Origin of the sequence: Paludisphaera sp. (assembly GCF_037189885.1) — a bacterium.
Classification (GTDB): Bacteria; Planctomycetota; Planctomycetia; order Isosphaerales; family Isosphaeraceae; genus Paludisphaera.
The window spans coordinates 62,738-80,079 of sequence record NZ_JBBCIR010000021.1 but is presented as its reverse complement, the minus strand read 5'-3'; the positions used below and the strand labels follow the sequence as shown (position 1 = coordinate 80,079).

Genomic DNA, 17,342 nt, shown 5'->3' with positions numbered 1-17,342 from the left:
CGGGCCACCCTCTCCCGGCGGGAGAGGGGACTCGCGTTCGCCCCCGTGCCGTCCTGGGGGCCGGGTCGGGAAAATGGAAATCCGCCGGGACGGGTCGGCGGGGATTATCGCCTAGGAAGGGAGTGAGCGGCGGGCGGGCGTCTTCCGGGCGGGCCGTCGACGCCGCCGCGTCTCGCCTGTACCGGGGGCGGGCCCGGCATCGCCGGACCGGCGCCCGTCGGACAATCCCGGCGCGTCGCTTTCCTTCCGCGGGCCCGAAGCGCGCCCGCGTGGTGGGTCCGTGTTGCATCCCAGTTCGGCCGCGCTCGCGGCCCGTCGGCGCGTGCGCGCCGCGGCGGGTCGGGGGTCGCGGTTGGTGTTCGGCGTCCGTACGCGGGGAGCGTTTCCGTGATGGCACATGGCGAGATCACCCTGGCGACGGGCGACGCCGCGAGCCCGGGCCCCCGGAGCGTCCGGCTGACCGTGGCCGAAGGGCCCTCCCGCGACCGTCGGCTCGAGGACTGGATCACCGTCAACCTCGACCCGGACGTGGAGCGGCCGGCGACAAACCTCTGGGCCCAGATCGTCGGCGCGCTCCCCGCCGCTCGGAGGCCGAAGGCCGCCGGCCGCGACCGGGGCGTCAAGTCGCGCGGGGGCTGGGATCGGTTCGCCGTCGTCTACAAGCGTGGGGCGACCGTCGTCCGGGTCACCGACCGCGAACTGGTGCAGCGCGCCGATATCGACGAATGGGCCGACGACCTGCGCGACCTGATCGAGGCCGGCAACCACCGGATCGTCCTGGACTTCTCCAGGGTCGAGCGGCTGGGTAGCTGGATCGTCGCGGCGGTCGTCGGGGCGCATCGCCTGTGCGAGAGCCACCCCGGCGGCCGGCTGAAGGTCTGCGGGATGGAGCCCCAGCTCCGCGAGATCTTCCGGATCATCGGCATGGGCCGGCGGATCTTCATGGTCGATGACGAGGCCGCGGCCGTCGACGGCCCCTGGCCCGAGTCGTCGCCGCGCGCCCTGCCGGTCGATATCCTCGCGACCCTGGCCGACGCGCTGGCGCTCCCCCCCATCGGCGGCGGGGCTCCGACCGAGGAGCCGCGGGACGAGGGCGGATCGGGCTCCGCCCCCGCCGAGGTCTCGACCCGAGACCCCGACGCCGAGGACGCCGCGGGGAGGATCAAGCACGAGGTCGTCCAGGAGGTGCTGATCGTCACGCCGGTCCTCGCCGACCTGGAGGACGAGGCCGCCAACGAGGCCCTGGGCGGTCGCCTGTCCGAACTGGCCGAGCGGCCCCTGCCGAGGCGCGTGGTGATCGACCTGGAGTTCGTCGGCCGGCTCTCGCGGCGGACGATCGGGGTGATCCTGGCGCACCACCTGCGCCTGGATCGCGCCGGCGGATCGGTGCGCGTCTGCGGGGCCCACCCGCGCGTCACCGCCCTGCTGGATCAGGTGCGGTTCACCATGCTCGTCGACTGCTTCCCGACGCTGGACGAGGCGGTGCTGGCGGCGTGGGGGGCGCGGGCCGAGCGGTGAGCCGCGCGATACCGTCCCTTCTCCCCTCGTGGTGCTCCGTCGAAAAGCCTGGGGAGGAGCGACGACAAGCCCCCCCTTCACCCCTCGTGGGAGAAGGTGGCCGAAGGCCGGATGAGGGGGCGACCGCCGTCGCATCTCTCATCCGGCCTCGGCTTTGAAGCCCGGGATTTCCGGTCGCGCCCCCCTCATCCGCCCCTCCGGGGCACCTTCTCCCACGAGGGGAGAAGGGATGAGTCCGTCGGGCTGGCCCGGGTCTTTCGACGGTGCGCCAGCAGGGGAGAAGGGGCGCTTGGCGGCGGCCCGCCGTGGGTTCGCATGCCCCTTTCCCTACAGTGTCGGGTCGTCAGCCCGCCGGAAGCTTTGACGGGACCGGCGGGCCGGCCCGCGGTTCAGTCCTCCCCGTCGTCGTCGCCGTTGTCGGACCACCAAGAGGGGGGCGAGGAGTCGGCGTCTCGGGGGGGGCCCGGGGGGGCGTCGGGCTCGGGGTCGGAGTAGCCGCCGAGGGACCAGACCAGCTCGCAGTTGTGGTGGACGTCCAGCATCGTCAGCGTCTGCACGGCGCGGAGGATGAGGATCTGGTCGCTCCATAGCTCGGTCTTGAGGATGACGTCGTGGAGCCGGGCGCGGACCTCGCCCCAGGGATCGGCCCCCCCCTGCCCCATCACCACGCGGAACCATCCCCGAGCGACGCGGCGATGCCGCCGCAGCAACGCGACGACCCGGCGCCGCGCCGGCGCGTCGTAGGCGGAGAACGCGGGGAGGTCGAACAGCCGCTTCCATGGCGGGCCCTTGCGCGGGGCCGGGCGCCAGAGGCGGCGCGGGTTGACGACGGGGTCCGGCAGGCCGGGGGGGAGCCGCTTGAGGTCGGACGTGGGCGAGGCGGCGTAGGCGGCAAGGATCGTCAGCGCCTCCATCGACTGGCCGAGCGTCGCCACGTCGTCGTGGTCCAGCACGCAGGCGGCGACCACGGCGCGGAGGGCCTCGCTGGAGCGATTGGCCAGGTACGGGACCTCGGCGGCGAGGAACGCGGGGAGGCCCTCGGCCGTCCAGCCCAGCCGGCGCAGCCAGCGCGCCGTCCAGGCCAGCCGGCGCTGCTGGTCGCGGCGGATGCGCTCGGCGGCGATGCGGTCGCGGCGCGAGGCCCCGATGAAGTCGAGGTCGGCCTCCAGGGTCGAGTCGAGCCCCAGGGTCGGCGGCGCGGTCGGGAGCTGGAGCCCCAGATATTCGACGTCGAGCCGGGCGCGGAGCCAGAGCGAGCCCATGAAGACGGGCTTGCGCATGCGGTGGATCTTCCGGCGCGCCGCGGCGTAGGAGTCGGCCGGGACGTCGCGGTCGCGCTCGACGCGGGGGTTGAGGATCTCGTGGACCCCCTTGTACACCCCGCGCACGGCGGTCAGGGCGCTGCGGAGGAACGCGCCGGCGACCACCAGCGGGAAGAGGGCGATGCGGCCGCCGGAGAGGCGGGCCTCGTAGAAGGCGTAGGGGTTGATGGTGCGCTGGGCCGGCGGCAGCTCCTCCAGCGGGAAGCTGCGGAAGGCGCGGCGGACGTTCTGCTGGCGATCCTTGCGGACCAGGCTCGCGACCTGGGGGCCGAAGCGCTCGCGGATCTCGGCCTCGCGCGCCGGGTCGTCGGCGAGGAAGTCGATCGCGGTGAACTCGACGGTCTGCAGCGACGCGGCGGCCTCGTAGCGGAGGGAGCCCCGGTTCGTCGGCGGGGGGGGCTCGCGGACCTCCAGCGGCTCGCGGACGCTGGGGGCGGGGAGGCGGACCTCGTCCGGGGGGATGCGCAGCCGCTTCCCCAGCCACTCCTGGAAGGCGCGACGGCGCGCCGGCGGCGAGCAGGCCAGGCGGTCCAGCGGGACGGCGTTGGCGTTGTAGTCCAGGATCAGGACGGCCGTCTCCTGGACGATGATCCGGGTGATGTAGTTGAACCAGAGGTACGGGCCGCCCAGGACCGTCCCCGCGCGGCTCAGGTCCAGCCTCCCCAGCGCCCGGCCGCCGGTCATGACGTGCTCGAACCGGCTGCGGCGGAGGTTCGCCAGGGCGAGGTTGCCGAGGAGCTGCACCGAGGTCTTCACGTCGTTGCGGTGGAACGGCGAGCCGTCCAGGTAGTCCTGGTACAGCAGCCGGATGTTCCGCAGGAAGGCCATCTCGCGGTTGGGGAACTGGGTGTTCCGGGCGGCGAACAGGGCCTCCACGTCGGCCGAGGCGGGGCGCCCGCCGTAGAGCGACGGGTCGCGGTCGTCCGCGGCGCGGAGGGCGATCTCCGGGTCGATGACGCGCTCGGCGAGGATGCGGGCGTCCTGGTCGGCGCGGCGGGCCTTGTAGGTCTTCGTCTGCGAGGCGAACTGGGCCTCCACGATCCGCTCGCTGAAGTCGGCCGCCTGGTTGGCGATCTTCCGCAGCCACGACCCCAGCGACCAGACCGCCAGGCAGACGCCCCCGAGGACGATGACCGGCCACCCCAGCTTGCGCTGGACCGCGTCGACGAACGGCCGGAACAGGACCAGGAAGCCGACGGTGTTGACGACCAGGAACAGCATCAGGAACGCCGAGCCCAGCCAGAGCAGCCGCTTGGCCGGCGTGCGCGTGGCGTTGACCAGCGTGAGGCCCAGGCGGTCGAGGAAGATGGCCGGGGAGAGCGTCGCCTGGAGGTCGGCCAGGAAGTAGATGACGTCCAGCCCGCGCTGGATCGCGAGGCCGACGTAGTTGGCCGCCAGGGCGACGGCCTCCGCCGGGGACTTCTCGCGGTGGGCGACCAGGCTGCTGATGAGCGGCAGGCGGCGGACGAGCGGGGCGTCGAGCACGCGGAGGTAGGAGTCGACCGAGGCGACGAACGCCGGCCCCATGCGGTCCAGGAGCGTCTCGGGCGTGAGCTGGACGAGCCGGTCGACCAGGGCCTCGACGGGGATCTCGCGGGTCTCGGGGCGCTCGGCCATCGGCTCGGCCCAGCGGGCAGGCAGGGTCTCCAGCAGCGCGGCGAGGTCGGAGAGACGCCGCGCGGCCAGGGCGTCCTGCTGGTCGCGGTGGAGCCGGCGTTCCAGCGCGTCGGCCGCCACCTGGACGTCGCCGCGGAGGGTCGCCAGGCGGTGGCGGTCGCTCGACTCGGCGCGTCGGCCGTGGTTGGGCTCGAACAGGACGATGTTCCGGTTCAGCAGCCCGGCGTTCTTACGCACCAGGCGGTCGCTCAGCCGGAGGGCGAACAGGGCCAGCCGCGCCAGGCGGATCACCGGCATCGCCAGCCGGAGCTGCGCCAGGATCTCCAGCACCCGGGCGAACCGGAGGTAGCGCATCAGCCAGAAGGCCTCCTCGCCGATCGCCGAGGTCGGATGCTCGGTCGCCACGATGTACGCCAGGAAGCCGTAGGGCAGCGACCCCAGCAGGTCGACCACGAAATGGCGGAGGAAGTACGCCCCCCGCGCCGGGGCGAGCGCCCACCGCAGGAAGAACTCCGACATCAGCCCGGAGCAGACCGCCAGGTCGAGCCAGGCGAAGACGGCCCGACGGGGGTCGGTGAGCATCCCGAGCCGATCCAGCAGGGTCTCCCCCAGGATCAGGAACGTCAGGGCCACGATCAGGACGAGCGCCATGTTGTCCATGAGCGCCGCGCCGCGAGCGCCGAGGAGGCGATGGAGGCGCAGCGACAGGAGCTTCTCCCGCCACTCGCCGCGGAGCACGCCGCGGAGGCGTCGGGCGTCGGCCAGCGCGTCGTCCAGCCGGCGGGCCGCCTCGGGCGAGGGGCGGCGGTCCTCCTCCGGCGCGCGGCGGCCGGCGCGGCGCAGCCCCCGCATGGAGGCGGAAAGGCGGTCGACGTCCTCCCCGGCCGTCTCCAGGCGGAGGACGGCGCGTCGCAGGGGGGCGTCCTGGAGGAACGCGATCATCTCGGTCAATTCGTCGCGCGCCGCCTGGACGATCCGCGCGCAGGACTCCGCCGCCTCGTCCGGGGGCATGGCGGCCAGCCGCTCGTTGAGCCGCGCGGCGACCTCCCCCCGACGCGCCGCCAGCGCGGCGGCCCATTCCTCCGGGGAGCCGCCCAGGGCCTCGGCGCCGGCGTCGTCGGCCTCGCCGTCGGCGGGCTCCATCGAGCCGACGCGGGCCTGGAGCCGGGAGAGCTTGTTGCGCACCGACGCCAGCCGCTCCGGCGTGGCGTCCTCCAGGGCGGCGTCCAGCTCCCCGCGGACCCGCCGCTCCAGGATCACGCCGCGCATCCGCTCGCACTTGGCGCGCAGGGCGGCGCGGCGGGCGCGGGCCCGGGTCCGCTTCGGCTCGGCTTCCAGCAGCCGCCGGACCTTCGCCAGGTCGACCTCGATCGACGCGGCGATCCCGGGGCCGGGGTCGCGCTCCAGGCGGCCGAGCAGCAGGCCGAACCATTCCAGGTCGGCCAGCATCGCGTCCAGGCCGAGGAGCCGGCGGTGCGGGTCGAGCCGGGCGTCGGCCGACATGGCGTGGAACGACGCGCGCTCGCGGGCGATCCACTCGCGGAGCCGCGACGCGGCCAGGCGCTCGGCGTCGCCCCCCGTCTCGGCCCCGGCGAGCAGCTCGTCCACGGCGCGGCGCAGGGCGGCCAGGCCGCGCGCGACCGGGCGTCGGAGGCGTTCCGTCTCCGGGTCGGGGTCGTGGACGTCGAGCCGCGCGCGGAGCCGCCGACCGGCCTCGACGTGCGTCATCAGCCGGGCCAGCCTCGCCGCGCGGGCGCGGTCGTCCGGGGGGGCCTCCGCGTCGCCCCTCCGCAGCAGCGCGTCGGCCTGGTCGCGCCAGGCGAGCTCGTTCCACGTCACCTGGGCCACCGGCGGTCGCTCCTTTCCCGGCCCATCATACCAGGGGGCGCGGGGGGCCCGTCACGCCGGGAGGCGTTCGCGGAAGAATCGCAGCCAGTTGCCGTGGAAGATGGCGTCGATCGCCGCCCCCGTGTAGCCCCGCGCGGCGAGCATGCCGTCGAGCTTCCGCAGGTCGGAGATCCGGTCAACCCCCCTCGGCGTCTGCTCCGAGCCGAAGCCGCCGTCGAGGTCGCTGCCGATCGCGACGTGGCGATGCCCCCCGGCGAGCTGGCAGACGTGGTCGACGTGGTCCGCCAGCGCCTCCAGGCCGACGACCTCTCGGGAGGTCTGGTGGCGGACCCAGCCGGGGTGGAGCATCCAGGCGTCCAGCGCGACGCCGATCACCGCGTCGCGCTCGATCAGCCGTCGGATCTGCCCGTCGGAGAACTGTCGCTGGTCCGGCACCAGCGCCCGGCAGTTGTTGTGGCTAGCCAGGACGGGCCCGCCGAAGGCGTCAAGGGCCTGGGAGAACGCCTCGTCGGCCAGGTGGGTGACGTCCAGGATCATCCCCAGCCGCTCGAACTCGCGGAGGAGTCGCAGCCCCTCGGGCGTGACGGGGCCCTCCGCGCCGGTGCCGGCGGCGTAGGGGCTATGGCCGTAGTGGGCGAGGTTCGCCGAGCGTAGCCCGAGATCCCACCACTCCTCCGCGCAGTCGGGGGCGACGATCGGGTCGGACCCCTCCATCGCCAGGATGTAGCCGATGGGCGTCGCCGACGGGTCGGCCGCCCAGGCGGACCAGTGGTCGTCCAGCTCGGCGCGGGTCCGGATCGGGCGGAGCAGGCCCCGACGCTCCAGCTCCCGATAGTAGGCGAGCTGACCCAGCGCGGCGGCGGCGGCGATCTCGCGGTTGCACCAGTCGAGGTTCGCCCGCGGCGGCCCCTGGGCGAAGCGGTCCCAGAGGCTGTCCGGCTTGGCGCGGGCGAGCAGCGTCGCCTGGCAGAGCGCGACGCCCCCCCGGCGCATCTCCGGCAGGGTCGTGGTGGCCCTCCCCCGCGCCGGGTGGTCGTCCATGCCGGATTCCGAGCGGTTCAGGTCGTCCAGCTCGCGCGTGACGTCCCGATTCCACCCCATCGCGTTCCAGGCGAGGTCCAGGTGCCCGTCGATCAGCGGCCTCATCGGCGTCTGCTTCCCCCGGCGTGTCGTGCATTTTCGGTGTGGAGCGGAGAGCGGTCCTAGGGTTATCCTGACAGGCGCGGAGGGCCGCGGCAACGGCCGAACGGCCGGCCTCGCCCGCGGGGCCGCCGCGATCGACCGCCCGCGACGCCCCACGAGGATCATCCCCCATGATCGAGGAACGCGAGACCGCCAACCGCCTGGTGTACGGCTTCCTGGGCGTCGTCATCGTCGCCTTCGTCCTCGCGGTCCTGGTCCGCCAGCCGAGCCGGCGGGTCACGGTCAACCTGACGCATCCCTCGTCCAGCATGAGGGCCGGCATCGGGAATTAAGCCAGATCCCCCGGGCGGGAGCCGGTGGAAAGGGTAGCGGCGTCCGTTCCTAATATGGAATGATGTCGGGATCGATCACGAGCGCGTCCCCCCCGGCGCGGGCCGCCGGCGCGGGGGCGAGCGATGGGCCAAGGATAGAGGCCGGCGTGGCGTCCCTACCAAGTGTTTCGAGCCTTGCAAGCATGCCGGCGCCGGACCCCCATCAGGGGGCGGCCTCGCAATCGCGCCTGTCGGTCCTGGACGGCTGGCGGGCGATGAGCATCCTGCTGGTCCTGGGCGCGCACATGCTGCCGCTCGGGCCGAAGAGCCTGCGGCTTAACTCGGCGGCCGGCGTCGCGGGGATGTCGTGCTTTTTCACGCTGTCCGGCTTCCTGATCGTCACCACCATCTTCAGGCAGCCGGTCGTCTCCACGTTCCTGATCCGGCGGCTCTTCCGGATCCTGCCGGCGGCGTACCTCACGATGGGCCTCTACCTGCTCATCCAGCGGTCCCCGTGGGACTTCTACCCGCCGCATTTCGCGTTCTACGTCAACTACGACAAGGCCCACCTCACGCCGCTGACGGCCGTGTTCTGGAGCCTCTGCGTCGAGATCCAGTTCTACGCGCTGGCGGCCTTCATCCTGGCGACCACCCGGCTGCGAGGGTTCGTCATCCTGCCCCTCCTCGGCCTGGCGATCACGGCGGTGAAGATCTACACCGGGACGCCCCGGACCATCGAGACCCACTTCCGGGCCGACGAGATCATGGTCGGCGCGGGCCTGGCGCTGATCTGGATGGACGAGCTCGGCCCCCCGGGACGCCGCCTTCGCGCCGTGATCTCCGCGCTCCCCTACGCCGCCTGGGCGGCGCTCTTCGTGATCGGCAGCCACCCGGAGTCGGGGCCGTTCCGGTACGCCCAGCCCTACCTGGCCGGCGCCATGATCGGCGCGACGTTGCTGGCGCCGGGCCGGGGCCAGGCCTGGCTCGGCTCTCGCCCCATGCGCTACGTGGCCGAGACCTCGTACGCCCTGTACGTCATCCACCCCTTGACGATGCACGGCTGGCTGGGCTCCGGCGGGAGCGTCGTGAAGTACCTGGTGAAGCGCCCGCTCAGCTTCATCCTGCTGTTCGGCCTGGCCCACCTCTCGACCTTCCATTACGAGCACCGTTTCATCGCGCTCGGCAAGCGGCTATGCCGGAAGATCACGGACCGGCGCCAGGCCGAGCCGGCGCCCGTGCCGGGCTAGCCGCGCCCCTCCACGACGGGGCTCCCGGGGCCCGCGGAGCCGGTCGCGTCCGGCCCCCGGCCCGGGAGGCCGGCCGCATAACCCTAGCCGCGACTGGGCCCCGGGGTGGCGGCACGCCTTGATGGCGTCCGCGAGGATCCCTAGAATCGGACGGCCCGAGGCGTCCCGGCGGACGCGACCCCCCGCCGGGGCCTCCCCCGAGGACCCATGATGGTTGAACCCCCCCAGACCGAAGCCAACCCCCTCCGTCAGGCCCTCCCCCGAGCCCAGGCCCCCCAGCCCTGCGCCATCGTCCTGTTCGGCGCCACCGGCGACCTGGCCCATCGCAAGCTCGTCCCGGCCCTCTACCGCCTCTACCACCGCGGACACCTGCCGACCGAATGCGCCATCGTCGGCTTCGGCCGCCGCGACTGGTCCGACGACGACCTGCGCAAGGAGTACGAGGCCTCCTTCCCCGCGTCCGAGAAGGGGGGCGACTTCAAGGACGTCTGGCCCCAGTTCGCCTCGCGCATCGTCTTCACGCCGGGCACCTTCGACGACCCCGGGGCGTTCCGCGCCCTCAAGGCCAAGCTCGAGGAGCTGGACCGTACCCACGGCACCCGGGGCAACCGCGTCTTCTACATGGCCGTCGACCCCGAGTTCTTCCGCCCGATCATCGACCAGCTCGGCGAGGCCGAGCTGATCCACGACTGGCGCCAGGAGAGCCCCTGGAGCCGCGTCGTCGTCGAGAAGCCCTTCGGCCACGACCTCGAGTCGGCCCGCCAGCTCAGCCGCGACGTCTCCCGCGTGCTGGACGAGGACCAGGTCTATCGCATCGACCACTACCTGGGCAAGGAGACCGTCCAGAACATCCTCGCCCTGCGGTTCGGCAACAGCATCTTCGAACCCCTGTGGAACCGCCGCCGCGTCGCCTCGATCCAGATCACCGTCGCCGAGGAAGTCGGCATGCCCGGCAACCGCGGGTCGTACTACGACTCCGCCGGCGCGATCCGCGACATGGTCCAGAACCACATGCTCCAGCTCCTCTGCCTGGTGGCGATGGAGCCCCCCGTCGACCTCTCCGCCGACGCCGTCCGCAGCGAGAAGGTGAAGGTCCTCCAGGCCCTCCCCCGCTGGACCCCCGAGGAGGTCTACCGCCACGTCGTCCGCGCCCAGTACTCCGCCGGCTCCATCGAGGGGGCCGACGTCCCCGGCTATCGCCAGGAGAAGGGCGTCGCGGCGGACTCCACCACCGCCCCCTACGTCGCCATGCGGCTGACGCTCAACAACTGGCGATGGGCCGGCGTGCCGATCTTCCTGCGCACCGGCAAGCGGCTCCCCAAGCGGGCCACCGAGATCGCCATCCAGTTCAAGAAGCCGCCGACCCAGCTCTTCGACGTCGAGCACGACGGCAACTCGGCCGGCAATCAGCTCGTCCTGCGGATCCAGCCCAACGAGGGCGCCAGCCTGACCTTCGAAGCCAAGATCCCGGGCTCCCGGCGGCGGCTCCAGGAGGTCCGCATGGACTTCCGCTACGGCACCGCGTTCGCCTCCCCCCCGCCCGAGGCCTACGAGCGGCTGCTGCTGGACGTCATGCTCGGCGACCCGACCCTCTTCACCCGTACCGACGAGGTCGAGAACGCCTGGCGATTCATCGGCTCGATCCTCGACGCCTGGGACCGCCCCGACGCCCCCCCGCCGGTCGAGTACCCCGCCGGCTCCTGGGGCCCCCAGGCCGCCGACGAGCTGATCAAGCGCGACGGGGCCACCTGGCGGAGGCTCTGATCGGCCGATCCCCGGCCCCGACCTCGGGAGGCCCGCCATGCCCGTCGCCCTGCATCACGACCCCCGGATGATCGAGCACCGCCCCCCGGCGCGGCACCCCGAGAAGCCCGAGCGCCTGGAGGCGATCATCCGCCACCTGCGGCGCGTCGGGCTGCTCGACGCCTGCCCCGCCGGGCTCGTCCGCGAGGCGACCGACGACGAACTCCGCCGCGTCCACTCGGCGGCCTACCTCGCGTCGGTCGTCGCCGTCGACGGCCGCGGGGGCGGCCCCCTCGAGGCCGACACCTGGATGTCCCCCGGCTCGCTCACGGCCGCCCGGCTCGCCGCCGGCGCGGCGATCGAGGCCGTGGCCGGCGTGCTGGCCGACGACAGGCCGGATCGGGCGATGGCCCTGGTCCGCCCGCCGGGGCACCACGCGGTCCCCGGCGGCGCCATGGGGTTCTGCGTATATTCCAACGTCGCGGTCGCCGCGCGCGAGGCCCTCGCCCGCCACGCGGTCAACCGGATCCTCATCGTCGACTTCGACGTCCACCACGGCAACGGCACGCAGGACGTCTTCTACGAGTCGGCCGAGGTGGCCTTCCTCTCGGTCCACCGCCACCCGTTCTACCCCGGGACCGGCCGGGAGGACGAGACCGGCTCCGGGCCGGGCCTGGGCCTGACGAGGAACATCCCCCTCCCCTTCGGCACCCCGCCGGCCGATTTCCGCGCCGCGTACCGCGCCGGGCTCCAGGACCTGGCGGACAGGCACCGCCCCGAGCTGATCATCATCAGCGCGGGCTTCGACGCGATGGCCGAGGATCCCGTCGGCGGCCTGGGCCTGGACTTCGAGGACTTCGACCGTCTGACCCGCGACGTGGTCGAGGTAGCCGACGTCCACGCGCGCGGCCGGATCGTCAGCGTCCTGGAAGGGGGCTACAACCCCTCTCTACTGGCCGGCTGCGTCGAGACGCACCTGAAGGCCCTGGGAGCCTAACCTCGGCCTGGAATCGCCGAGAGGAGGAAGATGGGAGAAATGACCCCGACGGGAGTCGAACCCGTGCTGCATGCGTGAAAGGCATATCCACGGATTCCACAACCCGCAAGCCCGCAAGGATGTTGCGGCTTCTCCCGAGACCCCCTGCCCACCATTTGCCCACCGACGAGTGTCCCACCGATCCCGACCTAGCCGCCCTCGTGGGAGCGTGGCCCGACCTGCCCGAACCCGTCCGGGCCGGCATCATGGCGATGATAAAGGCAGTGGAAAAATGATGCATGCATGATGAATTCTTTTGGAGCGTCAGGCGTGCGGCCGTTATGGTGTGGGACTAGGGTTCAGAAAACAGGTGTCTCGACCGCGTAAACATGCCCTTCCTTGGAGCGGACCGGCTCTCGCGAGGGCTGTTCAAGGAATTTGCAAACATGGGTCAGGAGCGTAGGTTCCCGTGCCCCGACTGCGGATTTGAGTTCCACTATACTCCCGACGAGCCAAGGCTGTCTGCACCGTGCCCAAAGTGCGGCCAAGACCTAGTCATGCCTCATGGGAAATTCGACCTGAGATGGGCTACGCCAGGCCCCGGCGCATCGGAAGAGATGCTAAGCAAGCCGCCCGTATTTGGTCGCCAATCCGGCTTTTTATCGAGCGAAGAACGGGACAGGCTCTACAAGAGACACGCCACTTGGGCGATACGCCGCTGGGAAGAAATATCCGCCAAGCCCGACTCAAGCCTGTCTGATCGCCGTGCCGCTGAAGAGGAGGTTTACTGGGCGATTTGGTCATTCCCCGCCAAGCCGTTCATACTTGATGGCAAGCGATACAAGTGTTTCTCCAGAGCCAGCGGCATTGGGGTCAGCGTGACACCGGCCCCGGAGAAAAAGCGGGGGAAGAAGTCTCAGTAGCCTTTCGCAAGCCACGCATGGACCGACTCGCACCTGTGCCGTTCATCCCTGCTCAGATGCCGCCGTGTCCTTTCCTGCATTGCGCCCCGATCCCGACCTAAGCGCCCTCGTGGAATCGTGGACCGACCTGCCCGAACCCGTCCGGGCCGGCATCCTGGCGATGGTCCGCGCATGCAAGCCCTGACCGTCACGGTGGCGGGGCGGTCGCGTCGTATTCACCGGAGTGCGCCGGGAATTACCGACGATCCCGCGATTGCCCGGACGCGCGGACGTCCGGCCCCTCCCGCCCCCCGAAGTGCGGCACGCGCGAGTCCGTAGGTTATGATTCCGTGGGGCCGGGAGGATTCGCCCATGCACTTCAAGACGATCGGGGGCCGCGTCTACCTGTACGAGAGCGTCCGGCGTGGCTCGCGCGTCACGAGCCGCTGTTACGGGCAAGCGGCACCGGATTTGGTGCCGCTGTGTCGGGCCGTCGGCGCGGAAAGTCGCCGGGACCGGGCCGAGATGGAGGCCGCGACGCGGCGTCGGGAATCGGCCGTGGTCGCGCCGCTGGCGGGGCTGGGCGAGGCGCTGGCCGCCTATGGGCGCGAGGTCGACGCCGCCGTGGCAACGGCCCTGGGATCGCTCGGATACCATCGCCAGAGGCGCGGCCCCTGGCGGAGAAGGAGGGGTACGCCGATGGAATTCGCCTTCAAGGGAACGCCTCGCACCGAAACCGGGAAGCTGATCCGCCTGGCCAGGAAGGGCGACGCCCTGGCCCGTGAGCAACTGCCGACGGCGCTGCTGGAGGCCGCGAACCGGCCGGGCGGGGACGTCGAGGAGACCACGCTCCTCAACCTCGCGCGGATGCTGCCGGGAGCCCGGCGCGACGACGTTTGCGAGGCGATCCTGGCGCGGGCCGAGTTGATGCGCCTGAAATTGGCCCCGCCCGGCTCGACCGCCGTCGAGGAACTTCTGGCGGCCCGCGTCGTCGCCGATTGGATGCACGCCCAATCGTGGGAGCAGCTATTCGCCGGCATCTGGAATTCAGACTCCAACCGCCCGTCCGATCGACTCATGGCGATGATCCAGAAGCACATGGACGCCGCCGTCCGCCGCTACCGGAGTTCGATCGTGGCGATGGCCAAGGTGCAACGGCTCGGGCTGCCGGTCGTCATCGGCCAACTGAACGTGGCGCAGGCCGGGAGCCAACAGTTGAACCAGTCCCGAACGGACTGCGCCCCCGAGGCTGCGCGCCCTGAATAGACGGGCCGGAAGTGCTATGATGTACAGAGACGGGTGGCAAGTCGGGTTGCAAACCGGCATGCCCAACGCGAGCCCGGCCGGTCGTCACGCTCCATCGGCGATCGGTCGGGTTCGGCCCGGCTCGATGGGGCACACGCCATGTCCGAAGATGCCAGGCGTCTGCATTCGCCAGTTAGGTGGAACGATACGATCCCCGCGGCTCGATGGCCCGGCGGCCAGCCCCGCTTCACGATCGACGTCTGGTTCTACCTCGCCGCCTTCCGGGGTGAGCTTGGCCATCTGATCCGAGTCGCGCGACGGCATGCGAGTCTAGTCGGCGATGGAAAGCCGCGTCTCGTCTCGCAGGCGCTGACCGGCGCGACGGCGGCGGAACTTTGGATGACCGCACGCGCCGTGCGCCACTACCACGAAAGGTTTGAGCAGGCCAGGAAGGGACAGCCCATCCACAGAGACGATGTGAGCTGGGAATTTTTCGTGGGAGCGGCCGGGCTTGCCGAACATCTGGCGGACGCGATGCGGGCTCGCTCGCACGTCGACTTCGCGAATGCGTTCACCGCTCTCGGCATGTTGGAATTCTGCGAGGTCGTGCTAGAGGTCTGCCCGCCTGTCACGTTCGATTTTAGTGTGCCGCCCATCCCCGCCGACGCGATCCCAACCGACACCGACGGCCCCGAGCCCGAGCCCGCCGCCGATGCGACGCCGACCGACGGCGACGGCCCCAGGCCCGCGACGCGCACGAGCCCGATCAAGGTCGACGGGATCGACTTCTCCGCCGTCGTCACCGCGCTTAGGCTGAACGGCAAAAGCAAGCCGAAGCAGGCTGCGCTGGTGGAGTACATGAGCGACAAGGATGAGGCGACGGTGGAGGATGTCGCCGAACACGTCCACGATAGAGCCGAGACCCCGGACAAGACTATCCGGTCGAACGCGGACGCGACCAACATATCCTTGGAGGGGGTCGAACCGCGTCTGCGGTTCGTGGTGAAGGCGGGGCGGGTATTTCGCATGATCGTGCCGGAGTGACCGCCCCGCCGGAAACCCGTCCCAAACCCGTCCCAAACCCGTCCCAGACCAATCCGAGGCCAATCCGCGCCATCGGTATTCTTGCCTACAGAGTCGGAACCAAGTCCGCTTGGATTCTGGAGGCAAGCATGTCTGGGAATGATGATCTGATTCCGCGTCCGCCGATCGTCCGCGAGCATCTGGCCCGAGCCCGGCGGGAGGCCGCGCGGTTGCGCCGGCTGCTGCGTCTCTCCGAGGCCGCCGCGTTCGACCGGGCCGAGCAAGCCGCCAAGGCCGCCCCCGAGCCCCCGAGCCCGATCATCGAGAAGGGGGTGGCGCGATGAGCCGAGCCCAACGAAAAAGCCCGGTCCCGATCGCCATCGGGAACACGGGCGAGTGTGGCGGTGCTGGTGCCGAGGCCATTATCCCGGCCGCGCCGCAGACGGTCAACATCGGGCCGGATCGGCTGACCTATCGCATCGGCGAAGTCGCGCGCATGCTCGGCGTGTCGCGGCGCACGATCGAACGCGAGCTGTCCGCCGGCCGGTTCCCCCGGCCCGACGTCCGCGTCGGCAAGTCGCCGCTGTGGGGCCGCGAGACCCTGACGCGATGGATCGCGGGGGGTGGCCGATGACGGCGCTCGAATTCGACGCCTGGACGATCGACGCCCTGCACCACGTCGACGCCCCGCCGGAGCATGTGCGGGCCGTCTCGGATCGCTGGCGACCGCTGGCCGAACGCCTGGCGTCGCTCCCGATGGAGGCGCGGGGCGACGCCTTCCGATCGGCGCTCGCCGCGCTGCCGAGGGATGAGGCCGACGCTTTCGAGGCCGCGATGGACCGCAACCCGTCCGACGGCCCGCCGCCCATCCCGACCGGGCCGACGCCCGCCGCCGATCGCGCCGACGGCTGGGGGCCGTTACGGTTGTGGGAGCCGCCCAAGGCCGCCCCGTTCCCGGCGGACGTGTTCCCGCCGCCCGTCGCGCGATTCATCCGCGAGACAGCCGCCGCGATGGCCGCCCCCGCCGATTTCGTCGGCGCGGGCATCCTGGCGACGGCCGCCGCCGCGATCGGCCAGAGCGTCAACGTCCGCCTGAAACGAACGTGGAAGGAGCCGCCCACGTTCTACCTGGCGGCCGTCGCGGACGCCGGGGACGGCAAGACTCACCCGCTCGGAGCCGCCATCGAGCCGCTGAGAGCGATCGACTACCGCCTGCGGATCGAATCGCAAGAGGCCCGCGAGGCGTGGCAAAGGGCGAAGAAGGCCCACGACGACGACCCGGACGGCACGCCGCCGCCGGGGGAGGAGCCGCCGCAACTTCGCGCGTGGGTGGACGACTGCACTCGCGAAAGCCTCTGCGTCATCCTGAAAGACAACGGGCGCGGCGTCCTGTTGTGGGTCGACGAACTCATGTCCTGGTTCGGCGGGTTCGACCAATACCGGGGCGGCAAGGGCACCGACCGCCAATTCTGGTTGAAGATCTGGAGCGGCCAGGCCGTCGGGGTCGACCGCAAGGGAGGCCGGGAAAACATCCTCGCGCCTCATCCCCTGGCGGTGGTGCTGGGGGGAATCCAGCCCGACGTGCTGGCCGAGATGAGGGACCGCCGCAAGGGCGACGACGGCTTCTTCGACCGGGTCTGTTGGCTCTACCCGGACGACCTGCCCGCGCCCGTCTGGACCGACGACGACGTCGATCCCGAGACGGAACGCGAGTGGCGGGAGATCGTGGAGGCGCTGCACGCGGTCCCGATGCCGCCGCCCGGCCGCGACGACAAGGGACGGGAGCTTCCGCCGAGGCCTTGGATGGCGCGCCTGACGCCGGATGCCTTGCTCCGGTTCAAGGAAGCGTGCAACGAACGCGGGGCCGCGATCGCGGCCATGAGGGCGCCGGGCTGCGATGGCCCCAAGGGGGCCGTCGCCAAGTCGAAATCGCTCGTGGCGCGGCTGGCGCTGGTGCTTTCGAGGATGCGGCTGGCGTGCGACCCCACCCGGACCTTGCTCGACTCCCAAGGCGTACCGCCGGTCGAAGCCGTCGACATGGACGGGGCGGTCAATCTGGCCGCCTACTTCGCGAACCATCGCGACCGGGCGATGGGCCGGATGTCGCGAGGCGAGGCCGAGGCCGACGCGGAAGCCGTCCTGGGGTGGATCAAGCGGAACCGCAAGGCCGGCTTCCGCGCCGCCGACGTCTCGAAAGACCTGGCGCGGTTCCGGGACGACCCCGCCGTCCTGTCGCGGGCGCTGGGGGCGCTGGAATCCCAAGGGGCGGTCCGCCCCAAGGCCGAACCCGCCGCGCCCGGCAAGCGTGGCCGGAAGCCGAGCGCCGCCTACGAATCCCACCCCGACCTGTCCTGACTCGCCGGGAAATAGAAGAAATCGCGGCAATCCCCCGCCCGAGGCCCAATTGCCGCGATTCTTTCTATTCTCCGGCGCGCCGGGAGAATATT

The 17,342-nt window shown here is 71.5% G+C and carries 12 protein-coding genes and 1 tRNA gene; 10 read left to right on the top strand and 3 right to left on the bottom strand.

Going from position 1 to position 17,342, the window contains the following annotated elements; translation table 11 throughout:
• The first annotated feature begins 390 nt into the window (after positions 1 to 390).
• Positions 391 to 1,518, top strand: coding sequence for an STAS domain-containing protein (locus tag WG209_RS08560; RefSeq protein WP_337174611.1), 1,128 nt, complete (start codon positions 391 to 393; stop codon positions 1,516 to 1,518).
• A 389-nt stretch (positions 1,519 to 1,907) separates the two neighbouring features.
• On the opposite strand, the gene WG209_RS08555 is transcribed toward WG209_RS08560, so the two are convergent.
• Positions 1,908 to 6,305, bottom strand: coding sequence for a hypothetical protein (locus WG209_RS08555; RefSeq protein ID WP_337174610.1), 4,398 nt, complete (start codon positions 6,303 to 6,305; stop codon positions 1,908 to 1,910).
• Positions 6,306 to 6,356: 51 nt separating this feature from the next.
• Positions 6,357 to 7,451: a membrane dipeptidase gene (locus WG209_RS08550; protein WP_337174609.1), complete on the bottom strand. Its 1,095-nt coding sequence runs from the start codon at positions 7,449 to 7,451 to the stop codon at positions 6,357 to 6,359.
• Positions 7,452 to 7,618: 167 nt separating this feature from the next.
• Between WG209_RS08550 and WG209_RS08545 the strand changes: the two genes are divergently transcribed.
• The 4 genes from WG209_RS08545 to WG209_RS08530 all read left to right on the top strand — a co-directional run bounded on the left by WG209_RS08545 (position 7,619) and on the right by WG209_RS08530 (position 11,746).
• On the top strand, positions 7,619 to 7,780 hold the full coding sequence (locus WG209_RS08545) for a hypothetical protein (RefSeq protein ID WP_337174608.1): 162 nt from the start codon (positions 7,619 to 7,621) through the stop codon (positions 7,778 to 7,780).
• 182 nt (positions 7,781 to 7,962) lie between these two features.
• Entirely contained in the window at positions 7,963 to 9,006 is a 1,044-nt protein-coding gene (locus WG209_RS08540; protein WP_337174607.1) for an acyltransferase, read from the top strand.
• 207 nt (positions 9,007 to 9,213) lie between these two features.
• Positions 9,214 to 10,770: a glucose-6-phosphate dehydrogenase gene (gene zwf, locus WG209_RS08535; RefSeq protein ID WP_337174606.1), complete on the top strand. Its 1,557-nt coding sequence runs from the start codon at positions 9,214 to 9,216 to the stop codon at positions 10,768 to 10,770.
• A 37-nt stretch (positions 10,771 to 10,807) separates the two neighbouring features.
• On the top strand, positions 10,808 to 11,746 hold the full coding sequence (locus WG209_RS08530) for a histone deacetylase (RefSeq protein WP_337174605.1): 939 nt from the start codon (positions 10,808 to 10,810) through the stop codon (positions 11,744 to 11,746).
• Between the two features lie 40 nt (positions 11,747 to 11,786).
• Here WG209_RS08530 and WG209_RS08525 read toward each other — a convergent pair.
• Positions 11,787 to 11,843, bottom strand: a tRNA-Ser gene (locus tag WG209_RS08525).
• Positions 11,844 to 12,999: 1,156 nt separating this feature from the next.
• Here WG209_RS08525 and WG209_RS08520 point away from each other — a divergent pair.
• The 5 genes from WG209_RS08520 to WG209_RS08500 all read left to right on the top strand — a co-directional run bounded on the left by WG209_RS08520 (position 13,000) and on the right by WG209_RS08500 (position 17,250).
• Positions 13,000 to 13,893 (top strand): hypothetical protein, encoded by an 894-nt coding sequence (locus WG209_RS08520; protein ID WP_337174604.1) that lies wholly within the window; start codon positions 13,000 to 13,002, stop codon positions 13,891 to 13,893.
• A gap of 138 nt (positions 13,894 to 14,031) precedes the next feature.
• Positions 14,032 to 14,916 (top strand): hypothetical protein, encoded by an 885-nt coding sequence (locus tag WG209_RS08515; RefSeq protein WP_337174603.1) that lies wholly within the window; start codon positions 14,032 to 14,034, stop codon positions 14,914 to 14,916.
• 128 nt (positions 14,917 to 15,044) lie between these two features.
• Entirely contained in the window at positions 15,045 to 15,239 is a 195-nt protein-coding gene (locus WG209_RS08510; protein WP_337174602.1) for a hypothetical protein, read from the top strand.
• Entirely contained in the window at positions 15,236 to 15,529 is a 294-nt protein-coding gene (locus tag WG209_RS08505; protein WP_337174601.1) for a helix-turn-helix domain-containing protein, read from the top strand. Before WG209_RS08510 ends, WG209_RS08505 begins: the two co-directional genes overlap by 4 nt.
• On the top strand, positions 15,526 to 17,250 hold the full coding sequence (locus tag WG209_RS08500; RefSeq protein WP_337174600.1) for a DUF3987 domain-containing protein: 1,725 nt from the start codon (positions 15,526 to 15,528) through the stop codon (positions 17,248 to 17,250). The genes WG209_RS08505 and WG209_RS08500 overlap by 4 nt, the downstream gene beginning before the upstream one ends.
• The last annotated feature ends 92 nt before the right edge of the window (positions 17,251 to 17,342 follow it).